Origin of the sequence: Corynebacterium aurimucosum (assembly GCF_046895345.1) — a bacterium.
GTDB classification, from domain to species: Bacteria; Actinomycetota; Actinomycetes; order Mycobacteriales; family Mycobacteriaceae; genus Corynebacterium; species Corynebacterium aurimucosum_G.
The window spans coordinates 1264249-1276273 of record NZ_CP160096.1; the positions used below are offsets into that span (position 1 = coordinate 1264249).

The following is a 12025-nucleotide window of genomic DNA, read 5'->3' on the forward strand; positions in this document are numbered from 1 at the left end:
AATGACCACTTCCAATCTCACCGAATCGCCGCGCACGCACTCCGTGACGCTGTGGACGCTCGTCGCGCTCATCATCGGTTCCACGGTGGGCGCCGGAATTTTCTCTCTTCCACAAAACATTGCCTCGGTGGCCGGCCCCGGAGCCATGCTCATTGGTTGGCTCATCGCCGGCGTAGGCATGCTCTCCGTTGCCTTCGTTTTCCAAATCCTCGCGCACCGCAAGCCGCACCTCGACTCCGGTGTCTACTCCTATGTCCGCGCCGGCCTGGGTGATTTCATCGGTTTTACCTCCGGCTGGGGTTATTGGCTCGGCTCCGTCATGGCGCAGGTGGGCTACGCCACCTTGTTCTTCAACACCATCGGACACTACGTTCCCTTCTTCGACGCGGACCATCGCTGGGTTTCCGCGATCGCGGTCTCCTTGCTGTCGTGGGGTATCTTTGCTGTGCTCGCCCGCGGTATTAAGCAGGCAGCGATCATGAACATGGTGACGTCCATCGCCAAAATCGTGCCTATCCTGGCATTCATTATCATCCTCGCTTTTGTGGGTTTCAGCTGGGACAAGTTCACCCTGGATTTTTGGGGCCAAGCTTCCGACAAAACTCTTTTTGAGCAGGTACAGGGCATCATGCTCTTTACCGTGTGGGTATTCATCGGCGTGGAAGGCGCCTCGGTCTACTCCAAGCAGGCTCGCACGCGTGCCGACGTCGGCCGCGCCACTGTCATCGGCTTCATCAGCGTCTTGGCGCTGCTGGTCTCCGTGTCCACGTTGAGCTTCGGTGTCCTTACTCAGGAGGAGCTCGCTGCACTACCGGATAACTCCATGGCTTCCGTGCTCACCGCCGCCGTGGGTGAATGGGGCGGCGCGCTCATCTCGCTTGGCCTGTGCCTTTCTGTGCTTGGTGCCTACGTGTCCTGGCAGATGCTGTGCGCGGAGCCGATCGTCATGATGGCTGTCGATGGCCTTCTCCCCCGCAAGATCGGCACAGTGAACATCGCCGGCGCACCATGGGTAGCGCAGCTGATTTCCACGCTGACGATTCAGCTCTTCGTCATTGTCTTTTTCCTCAACGAGACCTCTTATAACGCCATGGTGCAGTTAGCTACAATCATGTACCTGCTGCCGTACATCTTCTCCTCGCTGTACCTAGTTCTCTTGGCCGTACGCGGCAAGGGCCTAACGCACCCGCATGCCGGCGTTCGTTTCGATTTATCTGGCCCGGACGTGGGCCGCCGCGAAAATCGCCGACACTTTTTCATCGGCTTGGTCGCCTTCATCTACTCACTGTGGCTCATCTACGCTGCTGACCCAGTCTACGTGCTGCTTGGTGCACTGGCCGTGGTCCCCAGCATGATTCCTTACGTGGCTACCCGCCTGTACAAGAAGGAACGCGTATTCAACACTTTTGAGTGGTTCGTGGTGGCACTGGTGATTATCGGCGCGGTGGCCGCGGTGTGGGGCTTGGGCACCGGCCGTTTGGTGCTTTAGAAGGCCTCGGGCTCCGAGCGATGTGACAGTACTGCATACGCGATGCAGCTGGTCAGCCAGAGCACGTGGCCGATGGCGCTGATAACGAGGAAAATGCCGCCGGTAATTTCGGCCGCTTCCTCGTTGCCGGACCACCACGTCGGCACGGTGGCTGGCCCAGTGTCCCCGAAATCGGGCAGGTTGGCGTTGCCCACAATGAAGCCGATAAACAGCAATGCCATTGACACCCACGCCCACTCCAACCGGCTTGGGTAATCAGCGCGGATGAATAGCGGGAGTAACCCGAACAACACCCAAATGCCAACTAGGAAGATCCCAAACATCACCAACATGAAGGTGAGCCAGCCGCCGTTCTCACCGCTGAATTTGATAACCAGGGAGACGGGGATACTGAACAACGCCGCGAACATCCACACCACCATCATGATGATTCGGGGATTAGCTCTACTAGGCCCACTGTGGTTGTTCGCGGCGTTCATTATTTTTCTCCTACGCTAATGACGTTCTTTTTAGTCTTAGCACCGCTGACGTCAACGCGCTCGAGTTCAAACATCGACGCTAGGAAGTCTGCCACCCATTGCAGCAGCTCAATGTCACGCAACTTGGGGTCGGTGACATTGCGGCCAGCCTTGGGGAAGTTGAGCTGGATGGCCTTGGCCGCTGCACGGTAATTGGAGCCCGGGAAGAGGCGCTTGAGGCGCACTTGTTTGGAATCCGCCAGCTCCACCGGGTGAACCTTGATGCGTGTGCCCTGCACCGTGATATCGCTGACCCCGGCCCGGCGGGCCTGGTGGCGCAGGCGCGCTACCGCGAGAAGGCGTTCCACAGGCTCCGGGACAGGCCCGTAGCGGTCCTGCATTTCTTCCACCACGTGTGCCAGGTCCGCGTTGTCCTTGGAAGCTGCCAGCTTGCGGTAAACCTCCAGACGGAGGCGTTCGGAGTTGATGTAGGACTCCGGGATATGAGCATCCACCGGCAAGTCGATGCGGATTTCCTTTGGTCCTTCGTCCGTGACGACGGGCGTCTCACCGCGGGCAAGCGCTTTGAAGGTCTCTACGGCCTCGCCGACAAGGCGCACGTAGAGATCGAAGCCCACGCCGGCGATGTGGCCGGACTGCTCAGCGCCGAGCACGTTGCCGGCGCCGCGCATCTCAAGGTCCTTCATGGCCACTGCCATACCGGCGCCCAGATCGTTGTTCTGAGCGATGGTGGCCAAGCGGTCATAGGAGGTCTCCGTCAGCGTGGCGCCCTTCGGGTAGAGGAAGTAGGCGTAGCCGCGCTCGCGGGAGCGGCCCACGCGCCCGCGCAACTGGTGCAGCTGGGATAGGCCCATGTGGTGGGCGTTTTCCACAATGAGGGTATTCGCATTAGCGATGTCCAGGCCGGTTTCCACGATGGTGGTACACACCAGGACGTCGAATTCGCGATCCCAGAAGCCTTGGACGGTGCGCTCAAGCACGTCCTCATTCATCTGGCCGTGTGCCACGACGATTCGGGCCTCAGGCACCAGGTCCCGCAGCTCGCGGGCTTTCTTTTCGATGTCAGCGACCTTGTTGTGGATGAAGAAGACTTGGCCGTCGCGCAGCAGCTCGCGGCGGATGGCCGCGGCCACCTGCTTATCCTCGTACGCGCCCACATAGGTCAGGACCGGGTGGCGGTCCTCCGGCGGGGTCAGGATGGTGGACATCTCGCGGATGCCCGCCATGGACATCTCCAAGGTGCGCGGAATCGGTGTCGCGGACATGGTGAGCACATCCACGCTGGCTTTGAGTGCCTTGATGTGCTCCTTGTGCTCAACACCGAATCGCTGCTCCTCATCCACCACGATGAGGCCCAAGTTCTTCCACTGCACGCCAGTCTGCAACAAGCGGTGCGTGCCGATGACGATATCCACGGAACCATCCGCCAAACCGGCGAGAATCTCCTTAGACTCCTTGGCCGAAGTAAAGCGCGAGAGCACCTCGATATCCACTGGGAAGCCCTGCATGCGCTCGCGGAAGGTATCGGCGTGCTGTTGCGCCAGCAGCGTCGTGGGCACAAGAACCGCCACCTGCTTGCCATCTTGCACCGCCTTGAAGGCTGCGCGCACTGCCACCTCGGTCTTGCCGTAGCCCACATCACCGACGACCACGCGGTCCATCGGCACCGTAGATTCCATATCTTCCTTGACGGCATCGATGGCCAGCATTTGGTCTTCCGTCTCGATGAAGGGGAAGTTATCCTCCATCTCCGCCTGCCACGGGGTATCGGGCCCAAACTGGTGGCCCGGTGCTGCCTGGCGCTTGGCATAAAGCTCCACCAGCTCACCGGCGATCTCGCGCACCGCGGCACGCGCCTTCTTCTTGGTGTTCTTCCAATCCGAGCCGCCCATCTTGGACAGCGTCGGCGCCTCACCGCCGGTGTATTTGCTCAGTAGATCCAACGAATCCATGGGTACCCACAGCTGGTCGGCAGGCTGCCCGCGCTTGGACGCCGCATACTCCAGCACGATGTACTCGCGGCGGGAGGTCTCATCACCGGATTGGACGGTGCGCTCGGCCATCTTGAGGAATTTGCCGATGCCATGGGTCTCATGCACCACGTAGTCGCCCTGCTTCAAGGCGAGAGGATCCACGCGGTTGCGGCGCTTTGCTGGGCGACGCTTCGCCCCCGCAATATCGCCCACACGGTTACCTGTCAGATCGGTTTCCGTGATGACGACCAGTGGCAGCGCCTCAGCATCCTTCAGCTTACGCACCTTCGGGAACACCAGACCCGCATGGGACAAGGCCTGGTAGAGAGTGACCTCACCAGGGCTCGGCTCCCAGCCAGGAGTAGCCACCTTGGTGGGAATGCCCTTTTCCGCGAAGCGCTCCACCATGCGCTTGATCGCACCCCGCGCAGGGGCAATGAAAGCGGCACGTCCGCCGGCGGTGGTGTGCGCCAAAAGCTGCGCCATCATGGCATCTATCTCTGGGATATCACCACGCGGAGTAGGTCCGGGCTCAAAGTCCAGTGGCAGGGTCTCCGATTCGGCGGCGGCGAACATCCCCGGCGGGGCAAAAGTCCACAGCGGGGACTCGATATTCCGGCATGTCGCCTCAAGGGACTCATAGGAGCGGTAACTCGACGCCGAGGTATCCAAACCCTCGGCCGCCAGCGGACCATCCGCGCCCATCGCGGCGGCCTCCCAGCCAGCGGCCAAGAACTCGGCATCGGTGGATTCCAAGTCTGCAATACGGGTGCGGATCTTTTCCGGTGCCACGAGCAACACATGGGTGCCTGCTGCAAGGAGCTCGGGGAGGGTGACAAAGGGTTCGGCGGCAAGCACCGCCAGCACAGCTTCCATACCTTCAGCCGGGATGTGCTCCCCTACCTTGGTCAGAAGCTCCGCCAGCGCCGCGTTGCCCCCAAACTTCTGCGCCAGCTCGCGGGCACGTGCGGCAACCTCATTAGTGATCGGCAGCTCGCGAGCGGGATAGATTGCAACCTCACCGACCTCAATCTCCGGGATGGCGCGCTGGTCCGCCACGGAGAACTGGCGGATATCCGTAATCTCATCGCCCCAAAACTCGACGCGTACCGGGTAATCGGAGGTGGTGGGAAAAACATCGAGAATGCCGCCGCGCGTGGCGTATTCACCGCGCTTGGCCACCATATCCACGTGCTTATAGGCGCGAAACTCCAGCTCCGACAAGATATGTGAAAGCTCGTGCTCATCTTCTTCCTTCAGGAAGATGGGTGCACGCCCCTCCACCTTGCTCAGGATGGGTTGGCAATACCCGCGGGCAGAGGTCACCACGACCTGGGCTTTGCCTGCCCCCACCAGGTCGAGCACACGCGCGCGCTTGCCGACGATATCCGGGGCCGGCGACAGCCTCTCGTGTGGAAGTGTCTCCCAAGCCGGGAAATAAGCCACCTTATCCCCCAGCATGGCCGTCAGCTCCGCGGTGAGGTCCTCCGCCTCACGCCCGGAGGCAGTCACCACCAGCACCGGCGCATGATGCGCCAGCGTACCGATGGCCCACGGGCGTGCCTGGTCGATGCCAGTAATGTGCAATGAGGCTTCCCCCACTTGGGAGGCGAGGCCTTTAAGTTTCGGATCTGAGGCGGCTACCTTGAGCAGCCCGCCCAGCATCGGCGTTGCCACCTACTTAGCTCCCTTCAACTTCGGTGCTGCTTCCATGCCCGAAAGACCATTCCAGCACAAGTTAACGATGTGTGCTGCGACGGTCTCCCGCGAAGGCTCGCGTTCATCCAGCCACCACTGTGCCGTGGTGGCCACCATGCCGACGAGCGCCTGGCCGTAAAGCACCGCCAGCTCGGAGTCGAGACCACGGTGTTCGAAGGCCTCACCGAGGATATGCGCAATCTGATTTACCGCCGTGTTCAACAACGTAGAAAAGCTACGCTCCTCCCCTGGCTTGGAATCACGCACGAGGATCAAGAAACCATCGGTCTCCTCCTCCACGTAGGTCAGCAAGGCGACGACCCCCTGCTCAATGCGCTCGCGCCACGACCCTGTCTGCAGTGAATCCGTCACAACCTTCTCTAACGCGACAAGCTCACGGTCAATGACGACAGCATAGAGGCCTTCCTTGCCGCCAAAGTGCTCATAGACCACCGGCTTGGACACACCAGCGCGTGCTGCAATGTCCTCGACGCTGGCACCATCGAAGCCGCGTTCTGCGAAGGCTGCACGCCCAATGGAGATCAACTGCTCACGGCGCTCACGCCCGGTCATCCTTTGTCGAACCATGCCTTCTACTGTATCTCCCCCACTGGACATGGCCCGCACCAGCTAAAAGTCGGCCGTTAACCGCGCGCCCGAAAGTCTCGGGCACCTGTTTAGGTCTAGCCGACACCTGTCATGTAATATGTCCTCCAGCGCTCATATTATGTGCGCGTTTCCCCATGGTGTAATCGGCAACACTACGGTTTTTGGTACCGTCATTCTAGGTTCGAGTCCTGGTGGGGAAGCAAGATAAAACACCACCTAGCCTGCATTTATTCAGCGTTAGGCGGTGTTTGTTTTCTTTTCTTCCGACCACGCTTAAAGCCCCTGATTTCGGCCTTCCGCGCAATCGATGCCACCTGCGCCGCGGTGTAGTTCAAGGGGGCAATGCCGGCTCGCGGAAGCACCCACCCGCGCCAATACGCCATCACTGCAAGGCCAAAGCCCACGAAGGGCGAGATGATCATGCCAAGGGCGAACTTATCAAAGTGGGCGAAGGACGCCATTACGATTCCTGTAAGCACCGCCGGCACGGCATAGAGCGGGCTGCCGCCAAAGACTGAGGGAATCTGGCCTGAAGCAACATCGCGCACCATTCCGCCGCCCACTGCGGTCAAGACGCCCAAGAATACGCAGGCAATAAACGGCATACCGTAGGCCAGAGCCTTCACGCAGCCAGTTGTGCACCACACGCCCAAGATGACAGCATCCGCGTGCTCGAGGAAGATCTCCCAGGCCTTGCCCTTTAGGTCCGTCAAGAAAGCAATGAGCGCGCCCACACACGCCAGCGTGAGATACAGCGGATCAGAGATAGCCGCTGCCGGACCGCTGGCTATCAGCATGTCACGGATCATGCCGCCCGCCAGCGCCGAAAAGAGCGCCAGAAAGACGAAACCAATAATGTCAAATTCCCTACGGCGTGCAATCGTGCCTCCAATAATGCCGTTGAGCACAACACCGATGAGGTCAAAGACTTGGTACAGGGAATGGATGAGCGGGTCGACGTCCTGAATCACAGATACTGACCATAGCGCACTGCTCACATATCAATGGTGGATTTGTTTCAGTTCACTATCGCTACCCCCGTGCCGCCTCAGTGTGACTCAAAGGAACCCTACTGACGGTCGTCTTTACCAAACGTGCAGACCTGGAAGTACAGACCCCCAGGTGGGCGTCGTGAAGCACCAACACATTGCTTGGCGACGACCAGCGAGTCTGCACTTTCAGGTCTGCACTTTTGCGAGTTTCAAGAGCCTCCGCATGGGCACGCCGCTGGCACAGCTCGGAGCTGGCGGGCCGTGCCTACGAGAAAATCGTAAACGGTTAGCCCTTCGCCTCCGGCGTCGCATAGGGGCTGCGGGAGGAGTCCACCACCTGGCCCGCGTGGGCGGAGTGGGCGGTGGCGGTTTGGTCGAAGACTAAGGCGGCGGGCTTGACGCGCACGTCGGGCTTCTCACCTTTGTTGACCATGACGTACTGCCCCATCATTCCCTCGTCCTCATGCAGCAACATGTGGCAGTGGTACATGTACGGGATGGTCTTGTCCGGGAAGTGTCCGAACTCCACCAACAGGCGTGCGGTCACCTTCGGTGGAAGGTTAACAATGTCCTTCCACCCGGAGTTGAAGACCTTCATCTTCTCATCGCCGTCCCAGTCCAGAACCTTGAAGCGGGCGTTGTGGATGTGGAAGTTGTGCGGCCAGTCAGAGTTCTCGTTGGTCACGGTCCAGATCTCCGGGGCGTCGTGGTCGATGACGGTATCCACACGTGCCATGTCCATCTGCTCACCGTTGATCATGAAGGTGTTGAGCACGAACTCACGCTCTTCAAGGCCCTGCGTGGACGGGGTCTTCGCCGCCGCGGGGTCAAGTGTTGCCGGCAGGGCGGGGGCTTCCGGCGCGGACTCTTCCGGCCCGGAAATGGTGAGCAGGTCGAAGGAATCTTGGAAGCCGAAATCGGCCGCATCCTTGTCCTTGGGCACCCCGAAGTTATCCTTGCGCGGCACCGAGCGCAGCGTGACCTCTTTACCGGGTTCCAGGTCCACGATGATTTCGGCACGCTCGCCGGGGCCAAGCAGGAGGGTATCGGCTTCGACGGGGGCGTCGAGAAGCCCTGTGTCCGTGGCGATGACGTGGAAGGGGCCGTTTGTAAGCTCCAGTGTGTAGAAGCGCATCGAAGCGCCGTTGAGCAGGCGCAGGCGGACCCGGCGCGTGGTGGCGTCGAAGCGCGCATTGGTGATGCCGTTGACCAGAGGCGTGGTGCCCAGAAGGCCCAGAGTGTTGTCACTCTTTTCGTCGATCTGCCCGTCTTCGGTGAACTTCGCATCCATGATGACGACTGGGATATCGTCCACGCCGTAGTCCTGCGGCAAGTCCAGGTCATCGGCAACGTCGTCATCGATGAGGAACATGCCCGCCAGACCGCGGTAGGCGTGCGTGGCCGTGGCCATGTGCGGGTGCGGGTGGTACCACAGCGTGGCCGCGGGCTGGATGATCTCCCACTCGGGCTTCCAGGTCTTGCCCACCTCAATCGGCGAGTGCGGGCCGCCATCCGAGTAGGCCGGCAGCTTCATGCCATGCCAGTGCACCGTGGTCATTTCAATAAGGTCGTTGGTGATCTCCGCGCGGACCTTCTCACCGCGGCGGGCGCGCAGCGTGGGGCCTAAGAAGGGACCGTTAAAACCCCACGTCCGGGTGCGGTCGTTGCCGGGAAGAATTTCCGAGTAGCCGTCCCGGGCGGTGAGCTTGAATACGCGTGTGCCGTCACTCACCTCCCCTTCCTCCACGGGTGGGATGGGCAGGGGGCGCGGCTCACCGTCGTAGCCCAGCGGTTCCGGCTGATTCTTCGATCCCGAGGTGGAGCACGCACCCAGCCCCATTACGGCGGCACCGGCAACGGTGAGCACGGAACCCTGGACGAAGATGCGGCGGGAGATGGTAGGGCGAGCGGAGATAGACATGCTCCCCAGGATAGAGATCAGGTAAACCTTAGGCCGCGGATTAGGCCCAGCCGGGCTTAAGATCACAGTCATGACTTCGCGTTCTCCGTCTCCTCACGGTTCGTCACCCTCCTCAGAATCCGCCAATGCCCGCCGCTTCATCTGGTCGAATGGCCTGCAGGGAGTGGGTGATCAATTCCTCTCCGGCAAGACTGTCCTGCCCTGGCTGTTTAGCGCCGCCGGAGTCGCGAGTTTCTTTACGGGCTTGCTGGTTCCTTTGCGCGAGTCCGGGTCTATGCTCCCCCAAGCCGCCTTGACTCCGTGGGTGCTCACCCACCCAGCTCGCAAGCGCTTGTGGGTGCTGGGCTCGGTGGGCCAAGGTCTGTGCGCGGCGATCATCGCGGCAGCTGCCGTGCTTGTTCGAGGTCCCCTCCTCGGCCTCATCGTCTGCCTCGCGCTTGCTGCGCTTGCCGTGCTGCGCGCGCTGTGTTCGCTGACCGGCAAGGACGTGCAGGGCCGGACCATCTCCAAGGGGCACCGCGGCGTGGTCACCGGCCGGGCCACGCAACTCGGCGGCGCGGTTACCTTGACTACCGGCGGCATCCTCGCTGTTCTCGGCGATCTCCCGCGCTGGGGGCTAGCGGTGTTGCTGGCTATCGGTGCGGCCACCTGGTTTATCGCAGCAGCGGTCTTTCGCAGCATCGAGGAGCCGGTACCGGAAGACTCCGGGCAGAAGGGTATGAACCGCAGCTGGTGGACAGATACCTGGCAGTTGTATACACAGGATGCGCGCTTCCGCAGCTTCGTCAACGTCCGCGCCCTGCTGCTGGTGTCCGCCCTGTCCACCTCCTTCATCGTGGTGCTTTCGCAAAGCATCGGCTCGCAGGCTTTGACTGGGCTCGGCGGCTTCGTCTTGGCCTCGGGTTTGGCCAGTCTCGTGGGCGGCCGGGTATCCGGTGTGCTCTCGGATAAGTCGTCGCGCTTGGTCATGTCCTGGGCCGCGGGTGCCGCGGCGATCATTTTGCTGGGCATCGTGGCCTGCGCCGCGTGGGCGCCGACGGCGGTGAGCATGTGGGCGCTTCCCCTCGGCTTCTTCCTGGTCAATCTTGCGCACGCCGCCATCCGCGTGGCTCGCAAGACTTATGTGGTGGACATGGCTGGTGAGGATAAGCGCACCCGCTACGTCGGAGCCGCAAACACCATGATGGGCGTCATCCTCCTCGTGATCGGCGGCATCTCCGCCGTGATCGCTCTGGCGGGCCCCTCAGCAGCCATTGTGTTCTTGGCCTGTATCGGCTTACTCGGTGCCTGGCGCGCCCGCGCACTTCCGGAGGTCTCACGCGAAAAATAGAACGCAGGCGTTATGATGAAAAAAGTAAGTCCTGACATCCCCAATCACAGGAGAAGCACACACTCGTGGCTGAAGTAACGAACTGCGCCGCCATCGTCCTCGCCGCAGGCGCAGGTACCCGCATGAAATCCTCAACCCAAAAGACGTTGCATGAGATTGGCGGGAGGTCACTTCTCGGCCACGCCCTCCACGCAGCAGCTGGTCTAAACCCGGAGCACCTGGTGGTCGTCGTCGGCCATCAGCGCGACCAGGTCTCCCCCGCCGTCGATGCCATCTCCGAGGAGCTGGACTGCGCGGTCTCCCAGGCCGTCCAAGAGGAGCAAAACGGTACCGGCCACGCCGTCCAGTGCGGCCTAAGTGCTGTGCCTGATTTCGACGGCACCGTCATCGTGACTAACGGTGACGTTCCGCTTCTGCGCCCGGAGACCTTGCGTCAGCTGCACGAGGCCCATTCCGGCGATGGTAATGCCGTGACTGTGCTGTCCATGACCCTGGAGGATCCCACCGGTTACGGCCGCGTGCTGCGCGCCGAGGATGGTTCTGTCACCGCCATCGTGGAGCAGAAGGATGCCTCCGAGGAGCAGCGCACGGTGCGCGAGGTCAACTCCGGCGTCTTCGCCTTTGACGGCGCCGTGCTTCGCGACGCCCTGACGAAGCTCAACCCCGATAACGCCCAGGGCGAGCTTTACATCACCGATGTTCTGGAAATCGCCCGCGAGGCGGGCCACCGCGTCGGCGCACACGTCGCCGCCGATCCGGAGGAGCTTTCCGGTGTGAACGACCGCGTGCAGTTGGCCGCGGCCGGCCGCCTTCTCAACCGCCGTGTGGTCGAGGACGCCATGCGCGGCGGCGCCACCATCGTTGATCCCGATACCACTTGGATCGGCGTCAACGTGACCATTGGCCAGGACGTTGTCATTCACCCCAATACCCAGCTGTGGGGTGCGACGACCATCGCCGATGGCGCCGAGATTGGCCCCGACACCACCCTGACCAACATGCAGGTAGGAGCAGGCGCCAGCGTGGTGCGCACGCACGGCTTCGACTCCGTCATTGGCAGCAATGCGCAGATTGGCCCGTTCACCTACATCCGCTCCGGCGTCATCGTGGGTGAAGAAGGCAAGCTGGGCGGCTTCGTCGAGGCGAAGAAGGCCCAGATTGGTCGCGGTACCAAGGTTCCTCACCTGACCTATATCGGCGATGCCACCGTGGGTGATTACTCCAACATTGGTGCCTCCTCCGTCTTCGTCAACTATGACGGCGTCAACAAGCACCACACCACCATCGGCAGCCACGTGCGCACCGGTTCAGACACCATGTTCATTGCTCCCGTTACCGTCGGTGATGGCGCCTACTCCGGTGCGGGTACAGTAATTAAGGATGACGTTCCTGCGGGAGCGCTCGCGGTCTCCGGCGGCAAGCAGCGCAACATCGAAGGTTGGGTGCAAAAGAAGCGTCCGGGCACGCCGGCGGCAGAAGCCGCCGACAAGGCACAGGGCGCCGAAGCTGACGAACAGACCACTAACTAACGACA

At 61.4% G+C, this 12025-nt stretch carries 8 protein-coding genes; 3 read left to right on the forward strand and 5 right to left on the reverse strand.

Going from position 1 to position 12025, the window contains the following annotated elements; all coding sequences use genetic code 11:
• Position 1 precedes the first annotated feature (1 nt).
• Entirely contained in the window at positions 2-1489 is a 1488-nt protein-coding gene (locus ABZS45_RS06060) for an amino acid permease (RefSeq protein WP_412101061.1), read from the forward strand.
• On the opposite strand, the gene ABZS45_RS06065 is transcribed toward ABZS45_RS06060, so the two are convergent.
• From ABZS45_RS06065 to ABZS45_RS06085, 5 genes are all read right to left on the reverse strand, one after another.
• A complete protein-coding gene (locus ABZS45_RS06065; protein ID WP_412101062.1) occupies positions 1486-1968 on the reverse strand; it encodes a hypothetical protein in 483 nt (160 codons plus the stop codon). The two genes, ABZS45_RS06060 and ABZS45_RS06065, sit on opposite strands and share 4 nt — an antisense overlap.
• Positions 1968-5606: a transcription-repair coupling factor gene (mfd, locus tag ABZS45_RS06070; protein WP_412101145.1), complete on the reverse strand. Its 3639-nt coding sequence runs from the start codon at positions 5604-5606 to the stop codon at positions 1968-1970. The genes ABZS45_RS06065 and mfd overlap by 1 nt, the downstream gene beginning before the upstream one ends.
• 12 nt (positions 5607-5618) lie before the next feature.
• Complete coding sequence (locus ABZS45_RS06075) at positions 5619-6227, reverse strand: TetR/AcrR family transcriptional regulator (protein ID WP_412101063.1); 609 nt, start codon at positions 6225-6227, stop codon at positions 5619-5621.
• 248 nt (positions 6228-6475) lie between these two features.
• A complete protein-coding gene (locus tag ABZS45_RS06080; RefSeq protein ID WP_412101146.1) occupies positions 6476-7216 on the reverse strand; it encodes a trimeric intracellular cation channel family protein in 741 nt (246 codons plus the stop codon).
• Positions 7217-7526: 310 nt separating this feature from the next.
• Complete coding sequence (locus tag ABZS45_RS06085) at positions 7527-9161, reverse strand: multicopper oxidase family protein (protein ID WP_412101064.1); 1635 nt, start codon at positions 9159-9161, stop codon at positions 7527-7529.
• Positions 9162-9231: 70 nt separating this feature from the next.
• Here ABZS45_RS06085 and ABZS45_RS06090 point away from each other — a divergent pair, with 70 nt between their 5' ends.
• Both ABZS45_RS06090 and glmU read left to right on the forward strand, forming a co-directional pair.
• Complete coding sequence (locus tag ABZS45_RS06090; protein ID WP_412101065.1) at positions 9232-10491, forward strand: MFS transporter; 1260 nt, start codon at positions 9232-9234, stop codon at positions 10489-10491.
• A 65-nt stretch (positions 10492-10556) separates the two neighbouring features.
• Positions 10557-12020, forward strand: coding sequence for a bifunctional UDP-N-acetylglucosamine diphosphorylase/glucosamine-1-phosphate N-acetyltransferase GlmU (glmU, locus tag ABZS45_RS06095; protein ID WP_412101066.1), 1464 nt, complete (start codon positions 10557-10559; stop codon positions 12018-12020).
• The last annotated feature ends 5 nt before the right edge of the window (positions 12021-12025 follow it).

Bases quoted from the DNA above. Each gene is read 5' to 3' on its own strand.
- ABZS45_RS06060 (WP_412101061.1), top strand. From the start codon at position 2: ATGACCACTTCCAATCTCACCGAATCGCCGCGCACGCACTCCGTGACG.
- ABZS45_RS06065 (WP_412101062.1), bottom strand. From the start codon at position 1,968: ATGAACGCCGCGAACAACCACAGTGGGCCTAGTAGAGCTAATCCCCGA.
- mfd (WP_412101145.1), bottom strand. From the start codon at position 5,606: ATGCTGGGCGGGCTGCTCAAGGTAGCCGCCTCAGATCCGAAACTTAAA.
- ABZS45_RS06075 (WP_412101063.1), bottom strand. From the start codon at position 6,227: ATGGTTCGACAAAGGATGACCGGGCGTGAGCGCCGTGAGCAGTTGATC.
- ABZS45_RS06085 (WP_412101064.1), bottom strand. From the start codon at position 9,161: ATGTCTATCTCCGCTCGCCCTACCATCTCCCGCCGCATCTTCGTCCAG.
- ABZS45_RS06090 (WP_412101065.1), top strand. From the start codon at position 9,232: ATGACTTCGCGTTCTCCGTCTCCTCACGGTTCGTCACCCTCCTCAGAA.